This is a genomic window from uncultured Pontibacter sp. (assembly GCF_947499215.1).
In the GTDB taxonomy this organism is placed as follows: domain Bacteria; phylum Bacteroidota; class Bacteroidia; order Cytophagales; family Hymenobacteraceae; genus Pontibacter.
The window spans coordinates 126,166-148,732 of the sequence record NZ_CANMNI010000004.1; the positions used below are offsets into that span (position 1 = coordinate 126,166).

The window sequence follows — 22,567 nt, forward strand, 5'->3', positions numbered from 1 at the left end:
AAAAAAAGTTTGCAGCCGGTTACGACTGCAAACTTAAGCTTTTTGAATAATTTAAAATGTTGTTGATAGACCGCTTACTTGGGCTTTTGTGTGCGCCGTCAAGCAATCGCTGGATTAGCATGAGATCAGAGCAGCTTTCTGCCAGCTCGTTGTCGTGCATCAACGCTGTTTCCAGTTGCGTGCGGGCTGGGTCTGCCAACTCATCGTATACATACTGGATCAGCTCATTCTGAGTAGAGGTTTTTATCATAAGCAATGGTGCTGTTTAGCATCTTTTTTCTTAGGTTGATTAATGCGTAGCGCATACGACCTAGAGCTGTATTGATGCTCACACCGGTTGCCTCGGCTATCTCCTGAAAGCTCATGTCCGCGTAATGGCGCATCATGAGGACTTCCCGCTGCGCTTGTGGCAGCGTTTGGATCAGCTCGCGCAGTCGGGCATGGGTGTCTTCTTTGATTTGCTGCGACTCAGCGGAGTCTTCGGCAAAAGACAAAGCATTGAACACATTACTGCCGTCTTCCAGCGTGATCATCGGGCTTCGCTTCTCTTTACGGAAAAAGTCGATTGCGAGGTTGTGCGCAATACGGCATATCCATGACGAGAACTTGCCTTCTTCGTTATACCTGCCGCCTTTCATAGTATGGATCGCCTTTATAAAAGCATCCTGCATGAGGTCCTCAGCGGTATACGTGTCTTTAACAATCAGTAAGATCGTTGTGAATACTCTGTTCTTGTGTCTGTTTACTAGCTGTTCAAACGCATTTTCATTACCTGCGATGTAGAGCGTTACCAGTTCGGAATCGCTCAGCTGGGTAGTTGTATTCATCGTAAAGCTACATTAGTTTAACGTAGAGCTTTATACCATATTGTTGCGTTAAGCTGTTAGAACAAATATTTTTTTGAAGTGTAAATCAAATATAGGGAAAGCATTTTGACTGTGCAAGCACAGCTGCCTCTCCTTAACAAAAAATATTAAAGGAGCTATATGTTGGGTGCAGAATTACTGTTCTCTAATATACGGCAATATAATATAAACGTATATGCTCTGAGTTAAATTTAGTTTTCCACATATAGTGATTTATGATAGGCTATTGATTTTGAGGTAGTAAACATAGAAATGTGATCATTCTCTGATACTGGTATGGCACCAAAAAGGCGGCAGGCAGATCAATTTTTATTGGTCTGCCTGCCGCCTTTTTAAATCAGTTCTTTTTATCTAGTTATCTAGCTTGTAAGCTCTTTGCCTATTATACCGATCAGGCCCATCTTCATTTGAAACACCTGCGCAATGCTGGATGCCTTTTGCTTCAGTTCTTTTGTTTTCTCTCCTTCAAACAACTCGTCTGCCGTCTCTGTAAACAACGTTACCCAGCGTGCGAAATGCTGTCTGTCGACAGGCAAGCGCATGTGCTTCGGAAAGGGCTGCCCTTTGTAGGCCATGGTGCCAAACAAGACGGAGCTCCAAAAGCTGTACATAATGGGGAGATGGTGCTCCCAGTTTACGTTAGCGAAACCATTGAAAATAGGTCCGAGCAAGTCGTCTTCGTTTACCTTCGCATAAAAAGCGTCTATCAACACCTTTATATCTTGTTCGTCTTTTATATCTGCCTTCATACTCTCCTCCATTGAAACCTATGGTTTTGCAAAAGTACTGGTATGGATACTTCACAAAAATGACATTGGTCACTATCTGGCCAACGGGACTGAAAATAAGGGAAGGCAACAGCTTAAACTAAACGGCATAAAAAATCCTTCGTCAGAGTTTAGGTTCTGTACGAAGGATAGGTTTGACAAATTGCCTGATGATCTTTACTCCTCGCGGCTATACCTTTTCAGTCTGTTAAGGATAAGCAACAAGCGGCGGTTAATCTCGCGTTCCTCTACAGGCTTGCACTGCGCTGTGATGTCGCAAGGTTTCTGCAGCTTTGCCTCTACTGCCTTCAGATGCTCCAAGTAGCACTCAATGGTGGTGCAGGAGATATTCTGGTATTTAGAGGCATTGTTGTCAGATGCAACCTTTGAGTTTAGGTTGATGGCGTTTGTAATTTCGGTGTTTATCAGTTTAGTTACGTCAGTGCTTGAAGTAATTTCCTGCTGGTACACCTTCTTCTCGATGTTCTCCAATAAACTACGGATGTCCAGTTGTTCCATAATGTCGATATTTTTAAAATTAATAATCTAAATAAAGTCAGCAAGGCCTTGCCGAAGATACGTCTTCGAGTAGCTTGCGTTAACCCAAAAAAGGATTGTTAACAAAAGAATAAAATGCACTATTGGCGTCGGTGGTCTGCGCTTGGCGTAGGTTGGTCGCCACTGACTACTTGATATTGGAAGCGGGCTGTGAGCTGAGGGATTTCTGCCGCCTCCCTAAAAAAATTATACTTTGATAAGCATAGGAGTGTTACACTTAAATGCCGAAAAAATTAAATTTTTCAGATACTCCTGATTCTCATGGATAAAGCGATTGAGATTAGCTTCGCTTAATAGGGCCATGCTGGTTTTTTTAACACAAAAGCCCAAGGCTTTGCCTTGCGCATGCACGGAAGGTAAAGCCTTGGGCTTTCTAGTAGAAAAGTGCTTTTGCTTAGCTAGCGGCCGCTTCTTTCTTTTGGGTTTCTGTTTTTTGCTTGTTGGCTTTGCGTGGGCGTCTGTTGCCGTACGTGCCTTTCACAATTTTGCCTTTTCTAGACTTTTTATCTCCTTTTCCCATATTGCTGTTGGTTTAAATGATTTTTGATAGCAACCCATACATACGCAAGCGGTCGAAGGCAGTTTAGGTGGAGCGCTTTCAAGGTATGGCTTGCGTCTGTTTTTGAGCGCATTACAGGCTTTGCCCGAAATGCTTGATTATCGTGTTCAAACTCTCGTAAACCTAAACCTTTTTGCGGCTGGAGCTGTTTCAAAAGGATGCCTTGTCACATGGCGGGTATTCGTATCTTTACATCTTATTTTAGAGCAACGACAAGTTCAGGCGCTTCCGCTCTTTTGCAAGTCGCCGATGCTAAGTTTATATGGCAAACACATCCGATCAAAACCTCGATACCCTCGATCCTCGTCAGCACATTATTATAAAAGGGGCACGGGTACACAATCTTAAAAACCTGAGCGTGGCCCTGCCGCGCAACAAATTCATTGTAGTCACGGGGCTTTCCGGTTCTGGCAAATCCTCGTTGGCGTTTGATACGCTTTATGCCGAGGGGCAGCGCATGTACGTGGAGAGCTTGAGCTCCTATGCGCGCCAGTTCTTGGGACGTATGGATAAGCCCGATGTGGACTACATCCGAGGCATCAGCCCGGCCATTGCTATCGAGCAAAAGGTCAGCATCAAGAATAACCGCTCCACTGTAGGCACTAGCACTGAGATCTATGACTATCTGAAGCTCCTGTACGCCCGTATCGGCAAGACCTTTTCGCCGATTTCGGGAGAGGTGGTGCAGAAAGACAGCGTGGCCGATGTGGTGGACTTTATTTTCTCACTTGAGGATGAAGCCCGTGTGATGATACTGGCTCCGCTGCAGCTGCATAAAGAGCGCACCTTGGCTAAAGAACTCGACCTCTTGCTGCAGAAAGGCTATTCTAGAATATATGCCGACGGGCAGGTATACTTCATCGAAGAGCTGCTGGAAGAAAAGAAGCCGAAGCTAGGCAAAGAGGTATACATCCTCGTGGATCGTGCCGTAATCTACAAATCCGATGAAGACCTGCAGTTCCGCATTGCGGATTCGGTGCAGACCGCTTTTTTCGAAGGCCACGGCGAGTGCCGCTTAAAGTTTGGTGATGGCGAGGAGCGTGTTTTCTCAGATCGCTTTGAGCTAGACGGCATGGTGTTCGAAGAGCCGTCGGTGAACTTCTTCAGCTTCAACAACCCCTATGGCGCCTGCCAGACTTGTGAGGGTTTTGGCAGCGTGCTAGGTATAGACCCAGACTTGGTTATACCTGACAAAAGTCTGACGGTATACGAAGGAGCAGTTGCCCCGTGGCGCTCTGAGAAGATGAACGAGTGGCTGCAGCCGTTGGTGAAAAATGGAATCCGCTTTGATTTCCCGATTCACCGTCCGTACAACGAGCTTTCTGAAAAAGAACAGGACTTGCTCTGGACCGGCAATAAGTACTTTGAGGGGCTGAATGATTTCTTCCGACATCTACAGTCCCAGACGCATAAGATACAGTACCGCGTGATGCTGTCGCGCTACCGTGGCCGTACCACCTGCCCCGACTGCAAAGGCTCCCGCTTGCGCAAGGATGCCAGCTATGTGAAAGTGAATGGCAAAAGCATTACCGATCTGGTCTTGATGCCGATTACGGATGTGCTACCGTTTTTTAGAAACATCGAGTTATCACAGCACGACCTGAATGTAGCCGACCGCCTCGTAACAGAAGTAACCAACCGACTAGGCTATTTGGAGCGAGTGGGTTTGGGGTATTTGACACTCAATCGACTATCCAACACGCTTTCTGGTGGCGAGAGCCAGCGTATAAATCTGGCGACTTCGCTGGGTAGCGCCTTGGTGGGATCTATGTATATCCTCGACGAGCCGAGCATCGGTCTGCACCCAAAAGACTCTGAGCAACTGATTGGTGTGCTGCGCTCGCTGCAGGCCTTGGGTAACACTGTGATCGTGGTGGAGCACGAAGAGGAGATGATGCGTGCCGCTGACCAACTAATCGATATCGGTCCGGAGGCCGGATCGGGCGGTGGCAACCTTATGTTCCAAGGCAGTTTTGAAGATCTGGCAGCGAAAGGGGATACCTATACCGCCAAATACCTGAGTGGCCGCATGGAAGTGCCTGTTCCGGCCAAGCGCCGCAAGTGGCGCAACGCCATTGAGATACAGGGCGCCCGCGAGAACAACCTCAAAAACCTGAGTGTGAAAGTGCCTTTGGGCGTGATGACGGTCGTGACGGGTGTGAGTGGCTCCGGCAAATCCACTCTGATCAAAAAAATACTGGCTCCGGCCATGCAAAAGCTGCACGGCTCCACCTCGGAGGCTACCGGCAAGTTTGACAAATTGGCTGGCGAATACAACAAGATCCGACACGTGGAGTTCGTGGACCAGAACCCGATCGGTAAATCGTCGCGCTCTAACCCAGTAACCTACGTGAAAGCCTACGATGCCATCCGTGCGCTATACGCTGATCAGGCGCTTGCCAAGTCGCGCGGGTTTAAGCCGTCACACTTCTCATTTAACATTGAGGGCGGTCGCTGCGAGGTATGCCAAGGCGAAGGACAGGTGAAGATCGAGATGCAGTTTATGGCCGACATCTACCTAACCTGCGAGAGTTGCAATGGACAGCGCTTCAAACAGGATGTGCTCGACATCAAGTATAAGGAGAAGAGTATCTCGGAGGTACTGGACATGACCATCGCAGATAGTATAGACTTCTTCGCTGACCAGTCGAAGATCATCGAAAAGCTAAGACCACTTAATGACGTGGGCTTAGGCTACATCCGTCTGGGGCAGTCAAGCAACACCTTGTCGGGTGGTGAGGCGCAGCGCGTGAAGCTGGCTTCGTTCCTGACCAAAGGAGCGCAACCACATCAGGAAGACATCTTATTCATCTTCGATGAGCCAAGCACCGGTCTGCACTTCCACGACATCAGCAAATTGCTCACGTCCATCAACGCGCTGATCGAGAATGGCAACACCGTGGTGATCATCGAGCACAACATGGATATTGTGAAGTGTGCCGACTGGATCATCGACCTTGGCCCGGAAGGTGGTACAAACGGAGGCTATCTCCTGTTTGAAGGTATACCTGAGGAAATGGCGAAGCTGGAGGATAACCACACGGCAAGGTTCCTGAAGGACCGGTTGTAGGATGGATAATTAGAAATTATAAATTAAAAATTAGAAATTGCTTCTGTTTATTGGCGGGAGCAATTTCTGTTTCGGGCCGTATAAGAGCAATCAATCATCAACATCAAACTATAAAACATGAGAAAACGAATCGTTGCAGGTAACTGGAAAATGAATAAAACTTATGAGGAGGCGCTTTCGCTGGTATCGGAAATCGATAACATGGTGAAGGACGAGGTGAACGGTGAAGTGACCGTGATTGTGGCGCCTCCGTTTCCGTTTCTGCAGAGCGTAGGCAAACTGACACAGGGTAATGACCTGATGTATTTGGCTGCCCAGAACGTAAGTGAGCACGAAAGCGGCGCCTATACTGGCGAAGTGTCGGCCAGCATGCTGAAGTCTGTGGGTGTGCAGTACGTGATCATCGGCCACAGCGAGCGCCGCATGTACCACCACGAAGATGCCCAGACCTTGTACAAGAAGCTGAAGGCAGCCATTGCACAGGGTATGACTCCGATCTTTTGCTGCGGCGAGCCGCTGGAAGAGCGCGACGCCGACCGTCACTTCGACTACGTAGGCAAGCAGTTACACGATAGCCTCTCTTACCTGAGCAACGAGGAGTTCGACAAAGTAGTGGTGGCCTATGAGCCGATCTGGGCCATCGGTACCGGCCGCACGGCCAGCAGCCAGCAGGCGCAGGAAATGCACGCTTACATCCGTGAGCAGCTGTCCCGCATGTTCGATGCCGAGGCGGCTTTCAACTGTTCCATTCTGTATGGCGGCAGCTGCAACCCGGGCAATGCGCGCGAGCTGTTCTCGCAGCCTGATGTGGACGGTGGCCTGATCGGGGGCGCCTCGCTCAAGTCACGCGACTTTACCGATATTATCAAATCCTTCTAAAATAGGATAACACAGGAAAAAAGGCTGTCAACGGATAAAGTTGGCAGCCTTTTTTGTTGAAGATATAGTTATATTTGGCTAAATTATAGCTTATGATTCTGTTAATGACCTTTTGGCTCGCGCTTCTGCCTTATTTGGTGGCGCCTCAGCCGGTTGCTACGCCTTCTGTAACAGCCGTTAACAAAGACATTTGCCGCATTTACGGCTCTGTATACCTTGAGCGCGACCCAAGGTATAAAAACACGGCCGCTTATACAGTATACCTTGGCGACGACGAAGCCTTCGCGTCAATGGTAGTATACCGCGAAAGCAACAAGCTTTTTGCAGACGGCACGGCGATCTGGCATATCACCAATAAAAAAGCCTTTGCCGACCACGTGCTCTTCGTGACCGATAACCGAAATTTCGCTGACTTTACTGTACACTTTACCGACGTACGCTCTTATGCAGCGTGCCGCCCTTAACCTATTCACATGGATTTTATAGAAGTAGCCCTAAAAGTAAACCCTGAGTTTGCCGACATCCTGACCGCTGAGTTGGGTGAATTGGGATTTGATGCCTTCGAAGACACAGCCGAAGGTTTTAATGCTTACATTGATGAAGACAAATTCAGCCAAGAGGAGCTAGACGGCATGCTGGCCCGTTACGCTGACTTTGCGCCGGTGGAATATCAGGTACAGAAGATCGCACGCCAGAACTGGAATGAGGAGTGGGAGCGTAACTTCGAGCCGCTTTTTATCGGGGGGCAGGCATCTGTAAGAGCCTCGTTTCACGAGAAACCCGCTGAGGCGAAATATGATATCGTGATCAACCCGAAGATGTCATTTGGCACTGGTCATCACGAGACAACCACGCTCATGATCGAAAACCAGCTGACAATCAGCCATGAAGGCAAGCGCGTGCTGGACATGGGTTGCGGCACAGGTATACTGGCCATTATGGCGGGTGAACTGGGCGCTGCCGAGATTGTAGCCGTAGAAATAGAGGACTGGACCGTTGAAAACGCGCGCGAGAACGCCGAGCTGAACGGCTATGGCTCCATCGACGTGCGGTTAGGAGGGGCAGAGACCATTGAAGGTGACCAACCTTACGATATTATCCTAGCCAATATCAACCGCAATGTGTTGCTGGAAGATATGCCGGCCTACGTGGCGGTGCTTAAGCCGGGCGGTACGTTGTTGCTGAGCGGTTTCTATACCGAAGACCTGCCGGCGCTACAGGAGCGTGCAGCCGAACTGGGCTTGGCTTATGTGTCGCACCGCACAAAGAATAACTGGGTTTCTGCCATTTTCAAGAATAGCTAATTAGTAATCTCATTCCGACCTATGAAACATAAACTTCTACCCTTATTCTTCTTTCTGGCTGTTTTTGCAGCGCAGGCCCAGACCAAACTGTCGACAGAGCCGGCGCAGTATATCATCGATGCCAAAAACATGCTGGTAACGGGCAAGGCAAAAGATGCTGAACAGCTCGGTGCGGCATTAGAAAGCGTTTGGGGCAACCAGCGCCTCACCGATAAGCAAAAGCAGCATGTAGTTGATATCTCGCAACGCATGTACCGCAAGAAACTGCGCGTCAATCCGCACTATGCAGACTTCTACCAGATGTTGGTTGGAGCAGTAAACCACCACAACATGCGCGGCGCACAGATCGACAACATGCTGGAAGTAGTGGACAAAGCCGTGCAGCAGGAAGAGGGGGTAGCCCTTGATCGTTTTTTTCATAACAGCAGCAGCTACTTGTCGTCTGGCATACTGTATCAGAATAAACAGTACACACTGCGCACCATAGGCGGCACCGTAAGCTTTGCTTACGAGGGCAAAGCCGTTACAAAAGAAAAAGACAAAGCGGCAGAAGGTAGCGACTGGGATAACTTTTCTTGGGATGATGAGATTACCTCTGAAGGACAGGAAACAGTAGTTGATGATGGCTGGGGTACAGTAGTGACTACTCCCAAAAAAGTAGATCCGAAAGCGGCTGAGAAAAAGCGCCGCGAGGAATTCAAAAAGATGTTCATCCCGGCCCAGCCTAAAGTGTCAGGACCGGTGCTGAAGCTGAACAATGTGAACCTCAGCTTTGCGACTATACATGACTCTACCGCCATTACCAAAACAAGCGGGCAGTTGATGCTGGCATCCAACCTGTTTGTGGGTGAGGGCGGTTCATTTGCTTGGGAAGTGGAGAGTAAACCTGTATCAGCCGACTTCAGGGCTTATAGCTTTGATATTACGGCACCGGCTTTCAAAGTGCCCGACGCCACCATTACTTACAAGGCTGTGCTCGATGCCCCGATCGAGGGTGTATTTGAGTTTAGGAGCACCAAAGGAGGGAAGAACGGTGAGAAGACATACCCGCGCTTTGCATCGTTCACCAACGATGCAAAGGTGAATAGTCTGGGGAAAGATATCGCCTACACTGGGGGCTTCACGCTGGCTGGTGACCTGATCGGCAGTAAACCACTCGATGGCAGCATCTCGTCTTTGGCAGTGCTCGAGGGTGGGAAGAAGAAGTTTCGGTCCATGGCCCGCAACTACAACCTAAATGACTCCACGATTTTGGCAAGCAGGTCATACGTAGCCATTTATCAGAACCAGCGCAAAGATTCGCTTACACACCCTGCTATGCAGCTACGGTATTCGAAGCCCACACGCGAACTAGCGCTAACCCGCGACAAGGGTATGTACAGCAAAACTCCTTTCTACGACAGCTTCCATAAATTTGAGATTACGGCGGAGCGACTGTCTTGGGATCTGGAAACCCCTTTTGTCAATTTTTCTATCTTAAATACCAAGACGCTTATTCCTGTGCAACTGGAGTCGTCTCAGTACTACTCGAACATGCGCTTTCAACAGTTGGTGGGCGTGGCAAGCTTCCACCCATTGCAGGTGTTAGTGTCGTACGCGGCCAAGGCGAAAACAAGCGAGTTCTACGCTTATGACGTGGCCAAAGCAGTGAAAGTAAACGAAAAAGCCATAAGAGAGGCCGCCATCAATTTGGCACGCGAAGGTTATCTGGAATATGATGGCCAATCGAACTACATCTCCCTGAAGCCAAAAGCATGGCACTATGTGGGCGCCGCCCAAAACTTAAGCGATTTCGACCACTTGGTAATCAAGTCGGTGGTGCCATCTGGGCGTAATGCCACACTAAACCTGAGTAACAACAGGCTGACCGTACGCGGTGTGGAGAAGATCGCTTTTAATAACGACTCATCTACGGTATACGCTGTACCTGACAGCAGCATTGTTCATCTCTTGGATAACCGCAACATGGAGTTTGGTGGAAAGCTTTACGCCGGCCGCCTAAATTTCCGAGGTTCCCAGTTCAAGTTCGACTACAACGATTTCATGATCGATATGCAAAGGCTGGACACCGTGGCTTTTGTGACAAAGAAACGCCGTGTTTCTGCCGGCAATAAGCAAGTGCTGGAGCAGGTAATGACAAGCCGTTCTGGTAAAATGTCGGGTAAGCTGTATATCAACAAGCCGACGAACAAGTCAGGTCGCAAGCACTTTCCAGAGTATCCTAAATTTGATTCGCCAATGGGTGGTCAGGTAGCCTTCGGACGTCCTGATGTACTGGGCGGAGCCTATGATAGTACGGTATACTTCGATATCCCTTCTTATAAACTAGACAGCTTAAGCAAAGGGAAAAGCATGATCGGGTTTAATGGTACCTTCCATTCAGGAGGCATCTTCCCGCCGATTAAGACTAAGATCGTTATGATGCCGGATGAAACGCTGGGCTTTTACTACCAGCCGGGAGCGAAGGGACTACCTGCCTTTGGAGGCAAAGGTGTTGCCTACGACACCATCATGATGAGTTCGGCAGGTATACAGAGCAAAGGCACACTCAAGTACCTGACCTCTACTTTCGAGGCGCCAGAATATACTTACTACCTCGACCGGGTGGTGACACAAAAAGGAACGAGCGCCAAAGTGGAGGCCGGCGGCGGAGCAGCTGATTATCCAGTAGCTACATTTGGGCATTACGAAATGAGCTGGGTGCCCAAGCAGGACACCATGTATGTGATGGCTCTAGCTGAAGACCCGATGAAGATTTATAAAGAGGGGTATAAGTTCACGGGTACGGCCAAGTTGTCCCCGGGTGGTCTTTATGGCAGTGGAGAACTGGATAACGCCGATGCCAATATTGTATCAGATAAACTTCTCTTTAAAGGCCGCAGCCTGTCTGGCAACAATGCCCAGATGATTGTGAAGTCGGATGTGGAGGGCAAACCTGCCATGAAAGCACAGGATATGGCGATTGCCTATGATCTGGATAAACGGTTCGTAGAATTTGGCAGTGAGCAGAAAGGGGTCGCCAGTATAGAATTCCCGAAAACCCAGTACAAAACGTCCATGAGCCGTGCCACTTGGGATATGAAAGAGCAGAAAGTAAGTTTAGTCGCGGATAATACCAGTGGCAAAAACTACTTTTACTCCCAGCACCCAGCGCAGGAAGGCCTATATTTTAGCGCAGCAACCGGCGAGTATGATTTGAAAGTGAACTCTATTCTGGCAGGAGGGGTGCCTTACATTCCGGTAGGTGATGTACACATTATACCTGACAGCGGCAAGGTTGCCGTGGCAGAGGGAGCAACTATTAAAACGCTCCGTAATGCACGTGTAATGGCAGATTCAGTGCGCCACTTCCATCAGCTATACGCTGGTAATATTGATGTGCTTTCGCGTAACGCCTTCAGCGGCTCGGCTACGCGTGATTACCAAAACGCGGCTGCCGACTCTTTCAGATTGCAGTTTGCCGATTTTGCCTTCAAGCAGCATCAGCTTAAAAAGAAAGAGCATGTTAATACAACGTATGCACAGGCACTGGTACGGGAGAGTGACAACTTCTACATCTTCCCGCACATTCGTTATAGAGGCAATGTGAATATGTATTCGTACAGGCCTCATATGGACTTCGACGGTGATCTGAAACTAAACTTTACAGGCAATGAAGAAGATTCTGATTGGTTTCCGTTTAAGCGTGACTCCCTGAATCCGGACAATGTGCGCATCCCGATTATGAAGCAAAAAGCACCGGACGGAAGCCAGCTGTTTACGGGCCTGCATCTTTCTCGCGGAACGTTCAAGCCATACAACACTTTTGTGTCGAAGAAGCAGTATGACGACGATCTGGATATTTTTGTAGTTGACGGGGACCTATCCTATGATAAGGAGCGCAGCGAGTTTAAGATAACGGATGCGGCTCGTTCGGCTACAGGGTCTTATGAAGGCAACGAACTACGCTATAATGAAGGCTCTAAAACAGTGCACTTCGAAGGTAAACTAAACCTGACAAGCCCGCTGAAAAACTTCAGTATCGAGTCCACGGGTAATGGTATAGCCAAAACGGATAGCGGCTTTTATGCTATAGACGCATTGATGGCCTTCGATATGACCATGCCGTCGCCGGTAATCGCAGCATTAGGTAAGAAGCTGAGTGAATCAGCTATAAAGGATGGAAGCGAGGTAGGGCGTGATGAGGAAATGCTTTACAAACTAGGAAGTATAGTAGGTAACCGTGATGCCCAGCGCTACCGCGACCAAGGCGCCCAAGTTACGCTACCTAAACTATCAAATAAGCTGGTGCGCAGTATGGTGTTCCACGGTGTGGACCTGCGTTGGTCCAATAAGACAAACGCTTGGTATAGCGTAGGCAAGCTTGGCCTGTCAAACGTTATGAAGGATGAGATTGGTGCCAACATGGATGGCTTCATGGAAATAAAGCAGGACCTGAACGGGGAGCCAGTTGTACATATATACCTGCAGGCTGATCCTTATACATGGGTGTTCCTGAGTTATCTGGAAAATGGCCTTGTAGTGCTGTCATCTGATCCTGATCTGAACAAGACCATTCGCTCGAAAGCTAGTGGCGGCCGTGCCCGTAAATATGGCATGTATTTCGGTGAGGACATTGATAAAAACCGTTTTGTGGACCAGTTCAAGCACGATTACCTGAACGGTAAAGACTCCTTTAAAATGGCGACCCAGCCTCCAATAGCGGAGCAGGGCGGTTTTAATGTTGCCGAGGACGAAGAGGAGGATACCAGAAAGAAGAAGAAGAAAAAGAAAGGAAACAATGAAGAGGAGGGCTGGCAGTAACCGAAAATTGCACTGCGGCCGTATAGGGAAAGACATCCTCTTTTTGGATATTAAATTAACAAGTGCCTATATTTGGGTTCTTTTCTGAGAAAAAAACACGGGCAAAACTGCACTTAATTCTGTTAGGTATAGTTAATGCTAAACTAAAAAGCTGACACACAGGTCATGAACATACTTTTAATTGCCGCTTTATTTTTAGTAGCGTACTTGATAGGTTCTATCTCCACCGCCGTTTGGATCGGCAAAGCCTACTACGGAATTGACATTCGCCAACATGGCAGTGGAAATTCCGGAGCGACCAACACATTCCGCGTACTGGGCAAAAAGCCGGGTACTATCGTAATGCTGATCGACATCTTTAAAGGATGGGTGGCCACCTCATTGGCTGCTCTGCTGGTCATATTCAACGCAGTGCCTGCCGATGACCTGATTATCTATCAGTTGGCAATGGGCGCGCTGGCTGTGGTAGGACACATCTTTCCGGTGTACGAACGCTTCAAGGGCGGCAAAGGAGTAGCGACTTTACTGGGTATGATGCTGGCCATACACTTGGAAGTGGCGCTGATGTGCATGGTCATCTTTGTGATCGTGCTTTTCACTTCCAGATATGTGTCACTGGGCTCTATGATCGCGGCGCTTGCGTTTCCAATTCTACTCTTGTTGCCGCGTTTCCATCCTGACAATCCGATCCTGATTATATTCGGATTTGTGGTGTTTGCAGTGGTGGTTTTAACGCACCGTAAGAACATCAACCGCCTGATACACGGTGAAGAGAGTAAGGCAAACATCAAACTGGGGCTTCGCAAATAGGTATAGCAAGCACAGGTATAAGCATTCTAAAAGCCATCCTTTCCGAAGGATGGCTTTTTTTGTACCTTTAGGGCATAACCTTTATCTAGACTATGAATCAATATATCGCTGACAACAAAGACCGTTTTATAAATGAGCTGATGGATATGCTCCGCATTCCGTCGGTGAGTGCCGACCCTAAATTCAAGCAGGATGTGATGCGCACCGCTGATTTCGTGGCCCAGAAGCTACGCGATGCCGGAGCCGATAACGTGGAACTATGCGAGACTGCCGGCTACCCAATCGTGTATGGCGAAAAGGTTATGGATCCGGCTTTGCCTACGGTGCTAGTGTATGGTCACTACGACGTGCAACCCGCCGACCCGTACGAACTGTGGCACTCGCCTCCGTTTGAGCCGGTCATAAAAGACGGCAAGATTTATGCCCGCGGTGCCTGCGACGACAAAGGCCAGATGTACATGCACGTGAAGGCTTTTGAGGTGATGATGCAGAACAACGCGCTGCCTTGCAACGTGAAGTTCATGATCGAGGGTGAAGAAGAAGTAGGTTCTGCAAACCTCGCCACTTTCGTGAAGAACAACAAAGAGAAATTAGAAGCGGACGTGATTCTGATCTCAGACACAGGTATGTTGGGTAATGATACACCGTCTATTACCACCGGCCTGCGAGGCATGAGCTATGTGGAAGTAGAGGTAACCGGCCCGAACCGTGACCTGCACTCTGGTCTTTACGGCGGTGCTGTGGCCAACCCGATCAATATCTTGTGCCAGATGATCGCGTCGATGCACGACGAGAACAACCACATCACCATACCCGGTTTTTACGACAATGTGCAGGAACTGAGCCAAGAGGAGCGTGCCGAGATGGCTCGTGCCCCTTTTGATCTGGAGAAGTATAAGAAGGCCCTTGACCTGTCAGACGTACACGGTGAGGAAGGCTATTCTACGATGGAGCGCAACTCCATCCGCCCGACGCTGGATGTGAACGGCATTTGGGGAGGATATATTGGAGAAGGTGCTAAAACGGTTATTGCCTCCAAGGCTTTTGCCAAGATCTCGATGCGACTGGTACCTAACCAAACGTCAGAAGAGATTACAGAGAAATTTAAGAAGCACTTTGAAAGTATCGCCCCGAAGAGCGTGAAAGTAGAGGTGCGACCACACCATGGTGGCGAGCCAGTTGTAACGCCTACTGATTCGGTTGCCTATCAAGCGGCGGCAAGAGCCTATGAAGATACATTCGGTGTAAAGCCAGTGCCGGTTCGCAGCGGCGGTTCTATTCCGATTGTGCCTATGTTTAAATCAGAACTTGGACTGGACTCTGTGCTGATGGGCTTTGGTTTGGATACAGACGCGATCCACTCACCAAACGAACACTTTGGCGTGTTCAACTTCCTAAAAGGTATAGAGACTATTCCGCTGTTCTACCGCTACTATGCGGAAATGAGTAAATAGACTTATACTGATAGAAGAGAGCCCCATTGCTTTTGGTAGTGGGGCTCTCTCTTTAAAGGTATAGGTATAGCTTACCAGTTACCCGGTCTTCGCGCAGGTATAAGATAGCCGATTGCAAGCTGCCAGACGAGGTTGCGCTGGGTCAGATCGTTTTTAGGGAAAGGGCGCAAGCTACCGGTGTTGCGCACGTTCAGAAAGAAACCGCTCTCCAGCATCAAACCGCCACCAACGGCATAACCCACATCAAAGCTGTTAAAATCGTCTCGGCTGAAATCCGCTCGGCTAAAAATTGCGGGAGGATCAATAGCAGGGTCGGTGCTAACGATATTTACTTCATTACCCACGTTGAGTAAATAACTCATGTAAGGACCTGCTTCAACAAACAGTGCCGCTTTCTGCAACTTAATCATCAAGGGCAATTCAACATAGTCGAGGCGAAGGTCACCGGTTAAGGCAGTTTCTGGAGCTGTGTTGCGGGTGTAGGCATCATACACAAAACCCTTGCGGCTGTAGTGCAGTTCAGGCTGCACAGCTAACCTTGAGGCGAACTCATAAGAGAACACGAAGGCGCCGTGTATACCTGCCAAGTGATTGATTTGATCGGAGGGTGCGTCCTTGCCCACAGCAGTCGAGAAGCCACCGCCAGCTTTTACGCCATAACGATAATACTGCGCCTCTGCCGAAAGCATGCCGAAAAGCATTAGGCTTGCAAAAAGGATAATCTTCTTCATAGTTTCAATTCTAGTAATGTCGGATAGAGCTTTGCTAGATTGTACTCTTCGGAAACCAAAATAGTTAGCAACAAGATAATGGACTAGGTACAAAAAAGCCACCGAGTGTATAATACCCGGCGGCTTTCAAATATTTTGGTAGGTTACTATCTGCCTGTTGGCAAGGCAAGACCCACCGTCACCATAAAGGTAGAGTGGCGTGCATTGGTCAGGTCACCTTCAAAATTAACGTCCTCTTTCACAAAGTCGCTGAAGGCACCGTTGTAGCGCACACCGAAGCTGATGGCGTTGTTAGCAGATGTGAAACCGATACCGGCTACATAACCTACCTCAAACTCTTCCAAGCCTGATTTGCTTTTTTCGTCTATATTAGAAGATATCTGGTTTCCGCTTCCATCATAGGTTCTAGTTTCATTTTTAACACTTAGAAGGTATGAAGCCTGCGGACCAGCCTCAAAGTAAAGAGGTCCGGCTTTGATTCTGGCCATTACGGGTAGGTCTAAATAATTATAATGGACTTTACCTTCTCTGCGTCTCACTTGGCCAAGGAGAGGCAAAGTGAATTCAGAATCTTCATGCTTAAAGCCCTTCACAGAGTAAAGCAACTCCGGCTGGATAGAAAAGAAATTGTCGACAATGCCGAAGTTTGCCATGACACCAGCATGGAACCCAACCTTATTCTCGAAACGGTCCTCGTCTCTTAGATCACCTGAAAGGTTGGAGATGTTGGCGCCGCCTCTAATGCCAAAGCTGGCATTTTGAGCCTGAGCGGCAAATGCAGTAGATGCTGCAAACACGAACATTAATAGTAGCTTTTTCATAATTCGTAATTGGTTAATTTGGTATGATCTGAGCAATATACGTGCAAAACAATATTTTTATTGAGCGTTCTGGAGGGGTATTTTTTGGGGTTTACCTTTATGTGTGTGATTATCAGAATAATAAAATTTTATAAATTGTATCATTTATTTTCAGAAAGAAGTTTTCTGCAGTAACTCGACACAGCGTTGACATACTAATACTACCATCTCTGGCAAAGTAAGTTTTGGCGTTTGTCTAGAAGATATGGCGATTGCTCTAAATAAATAAAGCCCCGGACGGGCCGGGGCTTTTTAAGATAGTTTTATTCTGTACTAATGGAATCGGCTACTGTCTGCCGCCGAACAAATAGCCCAGCGTCAGCATAAATACGTCATTACGATAATTTCCTATGTTTGTGTTGTCATAGAGCTTAGAAATATCGCCATTGTAACGCACACCAACGCTTAAGCCAAGCGGAGTAGCCTGTAAACCTACACCTGCGGCATAACCGAGGCTGGTTCGCTTATAATCGTCTAGGTCATCAGTAATGGTAGTGTTATTCACATCCACTTCGCCACCAATTCTGAACGACACCTGCGGGCCGGCTTCAAAATACAGTGGACCTGCATTCACGCGACCTAGCACTGGTACATCCAGATAATTGATTTTCCACTTAACGTCATCACTTTTGGTTTCAGCACCTTTCATCGAGTAAAGAATCTCTGGCTGTATCGAGAAGAAGTTGTCTACTGATAGTGGGAAGTTGGCTGTTAAACCACCATGTCCGCCCCAGATACGGTCAAGGTTGTCGGCATCGGAGCCTCCGAAACCAGCATAGTTTACACCAGCCCTAATACCAATGCGCGGACCTTGCGCATGTGCCGCGACCACTGTGGTCATGGCTAAAAAGAGTAATAAAATGGTCTTCTTCATAGTCGTAAATGGTTAGTTAGATTATAATAAAATCTGTCAGGGCCTTTCTCCAGTGTTCTTCGTTCCTGACGTCCCATATTACGCAGCCCTCCAAGAAAAGTCTTAAAAAGTTTGATATTTTGAGTGGATGACAGTGCAATTAAATAGGCAGATTAAAACGGTGTTAAAATGAAAAGATCAACAACCAAGGAGGATGTTGATCTTTTTAATTTGCTTATTATTAAATAGTTGCGTTTGTAGGTGTTTTAGCCGGCCCAACCCTCTCGGTCAAGGCTTCGGTACTGAATAGCTTCGGCTAAATGTTCAATTTTAATTTCGGGGCTATCAGCCAGATCGGCTATTGTTCTGCTCACTTTCAGGATGCGATCATAGGCGCGGGCAGACAGACCGAGGCGCTCCATCGCAGTCTTAAGCAGGGTGCGTCCGGAGTCAGAAATTTGGCAGATCTCTTTCACCATCTGCGAAGGCATCATGGCGTTCGAATGAATCTGTTCAAAATCCTTGAATCGGTCTCGCTGCACTTCGCGCGCAGTCACCACACGTTCCCGGATCGTTTCGCTGTCTTCGGACTTGCGGGTTGCCGTCATCTCATCAAAAGTCACGGGCGTTACTTCCACGTGCAGGTCGATGCGGTCGAGCAAAGGGCCGCTCACCTTGTTGAGGTAGCGCTGTACCAAGCCGGGAGCGCACACGCATTCTTTTTCGGGGTGATTGTAGTAGCCGCACGGACAGGGATTCATGCTGGCGATGAGCATAAAGTTTGCCGGGAAGTCTAAGGTGGTTTTGGCTCTGGAGATGGTCACGCGGCGTTCTTCCAGCGGCTGGCGCATTACTTCCAGAGCTGTTCGCTTAAACTCAGGCAGTTCGTCCAGAAACAGCACGCCATTGTGGGCAAGGGAGATCTCGCCCGGCTGCGGTATGCCGCCACCGCCCACTAGTGCCACATCCGATATAGTATGGTGAGGCGAACGGTATGGTCTGGTAGAAAGGAGTGAAGATACTTCGCCAAGCTTGCCGGCCACCGAGTGTATCTTGGTTGTTTCGAGCGCTTCGTGCATCGAGAGCGGCGGTAGGATAGAGGGCAGTCGCTTGGCCAGCATGGTTTTGCCTGCACCCGGAGGGCCGATCATAATCACATTATGGCCACCCGCAGCTGCGATTTCCAGTGCCCGCTTAATATTCTCCTGTCCCTGCACATCCGAAAAGTCGGCGGCATACTGATTGGCAGAGCTTTGAAATACATCGCGGGTATCTACTTTAACTGGCTGAATCTCGAGTTCCCCATTCAGAAAATCGATCGCTTCTTTAATGTTTTCTACCCCAATCACATCAATTTGATTGACAATGGCCGCCTCGTTCGCATTGCGCGCCGGAAGTATAATGCCTTTAAAACCTTCTTTGCGAGCTTGAATGGCAATCGGCAACACGCCTTTGATAGGGCGCAGCGAACCATCGAGGGAAAGCTCACCCATAATCATGTACTGCGAGAGCTTATCTGGTTTCATTTGTCCGCCTGCGGCCAGCATACCCATGGCAATGGTGAGGTCGTAAGCAGCGCCTTCTTTGCGGATATCGGCAGGGGCCATGTTGATGATGGTTTTTTGCCGCTTCAGTTTGTAGCCATACTGGCCTAATGCCGCTTCTATCCGCTGTTCGCCTTCCTTAATGGCATTGTCGGGGAGACCTACTAAAAAGTACTTGGCGCCAGCGCTCACACTCACTTCCACGGTCACGGTATAGGCATTTACGCCCTGCACGGCGCTGCCAAACGTTTTGATAAGCATAGGGTTAGATGTTGATCAATATAGTGCAATCTTGGTAAAATTAGAATCGCAACATTGGCTATAGGCAATTGATTCCGAATAAGTGCAATAAAAGTACAAAACGATTGACAGTTATCAGTAAACAGTTATCAGTCAACAGTTATTAGAGGCAAGGTATGTTTTGAATAGGAAGAGATAGAAGTGAGGGCTGTGTGCTATTATCGGATAGCCAAAACTTCGCAAAGGTGTCGAGGCAGGAGAATTATAGGCACACTGATTCGTTTAAGGTAAATTATACCTTAGATGTGCATCAGATATACCGTATGCCTGTTTTATTAAGCGCAGATGCGCTTTTCGATAAGGAGGATGAGGATGTGGATGACTTTGATGTGGATCTCCTGCACGCGATCGGCGTAGCCTTGGTGCGGCACACGTACTTCTACATCGCAAAGTGGGGCAAGCTCGCCGCCGTCTTTACCGGTGAGGCCTACCACGGTCATGCCTTTGGCTTTAGCCGCTTCTGCCGATTTCAGCACATTGGCAGAGTTGCCGCTTGTGCTGATGGCCAACAACACGTCGCCTTGGTTGCCCAGCGCTTCGATGTAGCGGGAAAATACATAATCGTACCCGTAGTCGTTGCCAACGCAACTCATGTGGCTCACGTCAGAAATAGAGATGGCAGGTATGGCCTGTCGGTTGTTGCGGTAGCGACCAGTCAGTTCTTCGGCAAAGTGCATGGCGTCACACATAGAACCCCCGTTGCCACACGACAGAATTTTGCCACCCGCAGCCACAGCATCGGCCATGGCATTGGCCGCTTTTTCAATAGCCGCAATATTGTTAGGGTCAGCAATAAAGTTGTGAAGCGTTTGCTGTGCTTCCTGCAGCTCTTGGAGTACGATTTGGATCATGTAAGTATTTAGTTGCTCGCAACAGCCATTTCCATTCTCTCCATGCGGGATTCACGGTAGCTGTTACTTCTGAAAGCCTGTTTGCGCTCATATAGGTCGGCTTTGAGCTCATTTATTTTTACCTGAGCCATGTGCCGATCGTATTTCAGCGAAGTGATGTATAATTTTCCGATCAACAGCTTCACTAACATCAAGCCAGCACCCACGGCGCCAAGCGTTTTGTACAAAGTGAGGGTCTGTTCTTCGGTGCTGATCTCGAATATGGCGTTTTGATCTAGCAGGTTTGTCAGCAAAAGTGCTATAAACAATGCGTAGCAAAATACGACCACATCAGAGAGCGTTTTAAGTCCTTTCATGCTTTAAGGTTGGATTTGGGTGCAACAATGTATCGGGCTAAACTATAAAAAAAATATGAATATCCCGAACCCCTGTCTCCAAAATTTAATTTAAAGCAATGGTTTGTAATAATAAACAGCAATAAACCCTTATGACACCAATTGCATCTGGGTGAGTTTAGCGTACAATCCGCCATTTTGGAGCAAGTCTTCATGTGTGCCACGCTCCACTATCTCGCCTTGTTGTAAAACTACAATCTCGTCGGCATGCTGTATAGTACTCAGTCGGTGTGCAATGACGATGGAGGTTCTGTTCTTCATCAGGTTTGTCAGCGCTTCCTGCACCAGTTTTTCTGACTCTGTATCCAGCGCCGAGGTGGCCTCATCAAGTATAAGTATCGGCGGATTCTGAAGGATGGCACGTGCAATGCTCAGTCGCTGGCGCTGGCCACCTGACAGGCGGCCGCCCCGGTCACCGATCATGGTCTGGTAGCCCTCCTGTGTCTTTACAATAAACTCATGCGCATTGGCGATCTTGGCCGCAGCTATCACTTCCTCTTCTGTCGCGTCGGTTTTGTTGAAGGCGATGTTATTGAAAATGGTATCGTTGAAAAGAATAGACTCCTGTGTTACCACGCCTATCTTATCGCGCACCGATTCTGAGGTATAGTCCCGGATGTCGTGGCCATCGATGAGGATGCTACCAGAGGTTGGGTCGTAGAAGCGCGGAATCAGGTCAGCCAGTGTAGACTTGCCACCACCTGATGGGCCCACTAGTGCAACAGTTTTTCCTTTCTGTATGTTGAGGTCGATGTTTTGCAGCACAGTATGGTCGCCGTAACCGAAATTCACATCCCTAAATTCGATCTCATGCTGAAACGCAGGCAGTATCTTCGCATTTGGCTTGTCTGTTACCTGTGGCTTGGTATCGATCACTTTCAGAATACGGTCGCCGGATACCAGCCCCCGCTGTATGTTGCTGAAAGCGGCCGACATAGCCTTGGCTGGCACGAGCACCTGTGAGAAGAGAATAATATAGGTGATAAACTCTGCCGCACTAAGCTCGGACTCTTGGTTCAGCACCATCGTACCACCAAAGTACAGCAGAAGAGCCACTACGGTCACACCCATAAACTCTGAGAAAGGAGAGGCCAAATCGCGCTTGTTGGCGATGGAGCGCTGCAGGTGGGCGTAGCGGTCGTTCTGGTGGTTAAACTTATCCATGATATATGGCTCCGCATTAAAGGCCTTGATGACCCGTATGCCACTCAACGTCTCGTCGATGATGGTCAGGATAAAGCTTAGTGATTCCTGCCCTTGCTGCGCGGCCCGCTTCAGGCGCTTGGCTATACCTGCAATGAGTATTCCCGAGAGCGGGAGGAGTATCAGAGTGAAAAGCGTCAGCTTTACGGACATGGTGAATAGCACCGCGAAGAAAGCGATGATGGAGATCGGTTCACGTATAACCACCGTCATGGTGTTCACTACGGAGTTCTCCACTTCCTGAATATCCACTGTCATTCGAGTCATCAGGTCGCCTTTACGCTCGTTGCTAAAATAGCCAAGGTGCAGCTGCGTTACGCGCTCATAGGTAGCGTGTCGGATTTTCTTTACTACATGTGCCCGCAGTGCCCCGACAACCCGGAAAGCCAAGTATTTGAAAAGATTGGCTAAGAACACAGAGATGACCACGATGATGCAGACGAAAAGCAAGGCGCCTTGTCTGCCTTGCTCCAGTATCACCTGACCGAAATGGTAGTTGAAGAAGTCTTTGAGGTAATCGATGGATATCTTGAACTCCGGCTTCACGGTTGCCATAGCAGCAGCGTCATCGGCGCCCACTGTACCAAAAAGCACGTTAAGCAGAGGAATAAGGAGCGTAAAGTTGAGCAGGCCGAAAATAATGCCCAGCACGGTATAGATAGTATAAAGCGGTACAAAGCGACTATAGGGCTTTGCAAACTGCAGTATCCGGAGATAAGTCTTCATGTTGGTGAGGGGCAGCCAACCTTTGACAGGTATA

General features: G+C 48.5%; 19 protein-coding genes. 7 read left to right on the top strand and 12 right to left on the bottom strand.

Annotation, left to right across the window (positions count from 1 at the left end; genetic code table 11):
- Positions 1-19: 19 nt before the first annotated feature.
- From Q1A04_RS18560 to Q1A04_RS18580, 5 genes are all read right to left on the bottom strand, one after another.
- The gene (locus tag Q1A04_RS18560; protein ID WP_299709165.1) at positions 20-250 is read right to left on the bottom strand and encodes a hypothetical protein; all 231 of its coding nucleotides are present in this window, start codon (positions 248-250) and stop codon (positions 20-22) included.
- Positions 225-827: a sigma-70 family RNA polymerase sigma factor gene (locus tag Q1A04_RS18565; RefSeq protein WP_299709168.1), complete on the bottom strand. Its 603-nt coding sequence runs from the start codon at positions 825-827 to the stop codon at positions 225-227. Before Q1A04_RS18565 ends, Q1A04_RS18560 begins: the two co-directional genes overlap by 26 nt.
- Positions 828-1,225: 398 nt before the next feature.
- Positions 1,226-1,615 (bottom strand): group III truncated hemoglobin, encoded by a 390-nt coding sequence (locus Q1A04_RS18570; protein ID WP_299709171.1) that lies wholly within the window; start codon positions 1,613-1,615, stop codon positions 1,226-1,228.
- Positions 1,616-1,810: 195 nt separating this feature from the next.
- Positions 1,811-2,152, bottom strand: coding sequence for a hypothetical protein (locus Q1A04_RS18575; protein ID WP_299709174.1), 342 nt, complete (start codon positions 2,150-2,152; stop codon positions 1,811-1,813).
- Positions 2,153-2,585: 433 nt separating this feature from the next.
- Entirely contained in the window at positions 2,586-2,711 is a 126-nt protein-coding gene (locus Q1A04_RS18580) for a 30S ribosomal protein THX (protein ID WP_299709177.1), read from the bottom strand.
- Positions 2,712-3,012: 301 nt separating this feature from the next.
- On the opposite strand from Q1A04_RS18580, the gene uvrA reads away from it, so the two are divergent.
- From uvrA to Q1A04_RS18615, 7 genes are all read left to right on the top strand, one after another.
- A complete protein-coding gene (gene uvrA / locus Q1A04_RS18585; RefSeq protein WP_299709180.1) occupies positions 3,013-5,820 on the top strand; it encodes an excinuclease ABC subunit UvrA in 2,808 nt (935 codons plus the stop codon).
- A gap of 117 nt (positions 5,821-5,937) precedes the next feature.
- Positions 5,938-6,699: a triose-phosphate isomerase gene (gene tpiA / locus Q1A04_RS18590; protein ID WP_299709183.1), complete on the top strand. Its 762-nt coding sequence runs from the start codon at positions 5,938-5,940 to the stop codon at positions 6,697-6,699.
- A gap of 104 nt (positions 6,700-6,803) precedes the next feature.
- Positions 6,804-7,163 (top strand): hypothetical protein, encoded by a 360-nt coding sequence (locus tag Q1A04_RS18595; RefSeq protein ID WP_299709186.1) that lies wholly within the window; start codon positions 6,804-6,806, stop codon positions 7,161-7,163.
- Positions 7,164-7,172: 9 nt separating this feature from the next.
- On the top strand, positions 7,173-8,003 hold the full coding sequence (gene prmA, locus Q1A04_RS18600; protein ID WP_299709189.1) for a 50S ribosomal protein L11 methyltransferase: 831 nt from the start codon (positions 7,173-7,175) through the stop codon (positions 8,001-8,003).
- Between the two features lie 21 nt (positions 8,004-8,024).
- Entirely contained in the window at positions 8,025-12,806 is a 4,782-nt protein-coding gene (locus tag Q1A04_RS18605; protein ID WP_299709192.1) for a hypothetical protein, read from the top strand.
- Between the two features lie 165 nt (positions 12,807-12,971).
- Positions 12,972-13,616, top strand: a complete 645-nt coding sequence (plsY, locus tag Q1A04_RS18610; RefSeq protein WP_299709194.1) for a glycerol-3-phosphate 1-O-acyltransferase PlsY — start codon at positions 12,972-12,974, stop codon at positions 13,614-13,616.
- A gap of 92 nt (positions 13,617-13,708) precedes the next feature.
- Complete coding sequence (locus Q1A04_RS18615) at positions 13,709-15,070, top strand: dipeptidase (protein ID WP_299709197.1); 1,362 nt, start codon at positions 13,709-13,711, stop codon at positions 15,068-15,070.
- A 71-nt stretch (positions 15,071-15,141) separates the two neighbouring features.
- Here Q1A04_RS18615 and Q1A04_RS18620 read toward each other — a convergent pair whose 3' ends face one another.
- The 7 genes from Q1A04_RS18620 to Q1A04_RS18650 all read right to left on the bottom strand — a co-directional run bounded on the left by Q1A04_RS18620 (position 15,142) and on the right by Q1A04_RS18650 (position 22,533).
- Entirely contained in the window at positions 15,142-15,801 is a 660-nt protein-coding gene (locus Q1A04_RS18620) for a porin family protein (RefSeq protein ID WP_299709199.1), read from the bottom strand.
- Between the two features lie 146 nt (positions 15,802-15,947).
- Positions 15,948-16,622, bottom strand: coding sequence for a porin family protein (locus tag Q1A04_RS18625; protein WP_299709201.1), 675 nt, complete (start codon positions 16,620-16,622; stop codon positions 15,948-15,950).
- A 325-nt stretch (positions 16,623-16,947) separates the two neighbouring features.
- The gene (locus Q1A04_RS18630; RefSeq protein ID WP_299709203.1) at positions 16,948-17,535 is read right to left on the bottom strand and encodes a porin family protein; all 588 of its coding nucleotides are present in this window, start codon (positions 17,533-17,535) and stop codon (positions 16,948-16,950) included.
- A 245-nt stretch (positions 17,536-17,780) separates the two neighbouring features.
- Positions 17,781-19,319 carry a YifB family Mg chelatase-like AAA ATPase gene (locus Q1A04_RS18635; protein ID WP_299709206.1) on the bottom strand — a complete coding sequence of 513 codons (1,539 nt, stop codon included), beginning with the start codon at positions 19,317-19,319 and terminating at the stop codon, positions 17,781-17,783.
- A gap of 314 nt (positions 19,320-19,633) precedes the next feature.
- Positions 19,634-20,209 (bottom strand): D-sedoheptulose 7-phosphate isomerase, encoded by a 576-nt coding sequence (lpcA, locus tag Q1A04_RS18640; protein ID WP_299709209.1) that lies wholly within the window; start codon positions 20,207-20,209, stop codon positions 19,634-19,636.
- A gap of 8 nt (positions 20,210-20,217) precedes the next feature.
- Positions 20,218-20,565, bottom strand: a complete 348-nt coding sequence (locus tag Q1A04_RS18645; protein ID WP_299709211.1) for a hypothetical protein — start codon at positions 20,563-20,565, stop codon at positions 20,218-20,220.
- A gap of 129 nt (positions 20,566-20,694) precedes the next feature.
- A complete protein-coding gene (locus Q1A04_RS18650; protein WP_299709214.1) occupies positions 20,695-22,533 on the bottom strand; it encodes an ABC transporter ATP-binding protein in 1,839 nt (612 codons plus the stop codon).
- Positions 22,534-22,567 lie beyond the last annotated feature (34 nt).

What these genes read in the sequence shown, in the direction of transcription:
- Q1A04_RS18560 (WP_299709165.1), bottom strand. Translation starts at nt 250, where the DNA reads ATGATAAAAACCTCTACTCAGAATGAGCTGATCCAGTATGTATACGAT.
- Q1A04_RS18565 (WP_299709168.1), bottom strand. Translation starts at nt 827, where the DNA reads ATGAATACAACTACCCAGCTGAGCGATTCCGAACTGGTAACGCTCTAC.
- Q1A04_RS18570 (WP_299709171.1), bottom strand. Translation starts at nt 1,615, where the DNA reads ATGAAGGCAGATATAAAAGACGAACAAGATATAAAGGTGTTGATAGAC.
- Q1A04_RS18575 (WP_299709174.1), bottom strand. Translation starts at nt 2,152, where the DNA reads ATGGAACAACTGGACATCCGTAGTTTATTGGAGAACATCGAGAAGAAG.
- Q1A04_RS18580 (WP_299709177.1), bottom strand. Translation starts at nt 2,711, where the DNA reads ATGGGAAAAGGAGATAAAAAGTCTAGAAAAGGCAAAATTGTGAAAGGC.
- uvrA (WP_299709180.1), top strand. Translation starts at nt 3,013, where the DNA reads ATGGCAAACACATCCGATCAAAACCTCGATACCCTCGATCCTCGTCAG.
- tpiA (WP_299709183.1), top strand. Translation starts at nt 5,938, where the DNA reads ATGAGAAAACGAATCGTTGCAGGTAACTGGAAAATGAATAAAACTTAT.
- Q1A04_RS18595 (WP_299709186.1), top strand. Translation starts at nt 6,804, where the DNA reads ATGACCTTTTGGCTCGCGCTTCTGCCTTATTTGGTGGCGCCTCAGCCG.
- prmA (WP_299709189.1), top strand. Translation starts at nt 7,173, where the DNA reads ATGGATTTTATAGAAGTAGCCCTAAAAGTAAACCCTGAGTTTGCCGAC.
- Q1A04_RS18605 (WP_299709192.1), top strand. Translation starts at nt 8,025, where the DNA reads ATGAAACATAAACTTCTACCCTTATTCTTCTTTCTGGCTGTTTTTGCA.
- plsY (WP_299709194.1), top strand. Translation starts at nt 12,972, where the DNA reads ATGAACATACTTTTAATTGCCGCTTTATTTTTAGTAGCGTACTTGATA.
- Q1A04_RS18615 (WP_299709197.1), top strand. Translation starts at nt 13,709, where the DNA reads ATGAATCAATATATCGCTGACAACAAAGACCGTTTTATAAATGAGCTG.
- Q1A04_RS18620 (WP_299709199.1), bottom strand. Translation starts at nt 15,801, where the DNA reads ATGAAGAAGATTATCCTTTTTGCAAGCCTAATGCTTTTCGGCATGCTT.
- Q1A04_RS18625 (WP_299709201.1), bottom strand. Translation starts at nt 16,622, where the DNA reads ATGAAAAAGCTACTATTAATGTTCGTGTTTGCAGCATCTACTGCATTT.
- Q1A04_RS18630 (WP_299709203.1), bottom strand. Translation starts at nt 17,535, where the DNA reads ATGAAGAAGACCATTTTATTACTCTTTTTAGCCATGACCACAGTGGTC.
- Q1A04_RS18635 (WP_299709206.1), bottom strand. Translation starts at nt 19,319, where the DNA reads ATGCTTATCAAAACGTTTGGCAGCGCCGTGCAGGGCGTAAATGCCTAT.
- lpcA (WP_299709209.1), bottom strand. Translation starts at nt 20,209, where the DNA reads ATGATCCAAATCGTACTCCAAGAGCTGCAGGAAGCACAGCAAACGCTT.
- Q1A04_RS18645 (WP_299709211.1), bottom strand. Translation starts at nt 20,565, where the DNA reads ATGAAAGGACTTAAAACGCTCTCTGATGTGGTCGTATTTTGCTACGCA.
- Q1A04_RS18650 (WP_299709214.1), bottom strand. Translation starts at nt 22,533, where the DNA reads ATGAAGACTTATCTCCGGATACTGCAGTTTGCAAAGCCCTATAGTCGC.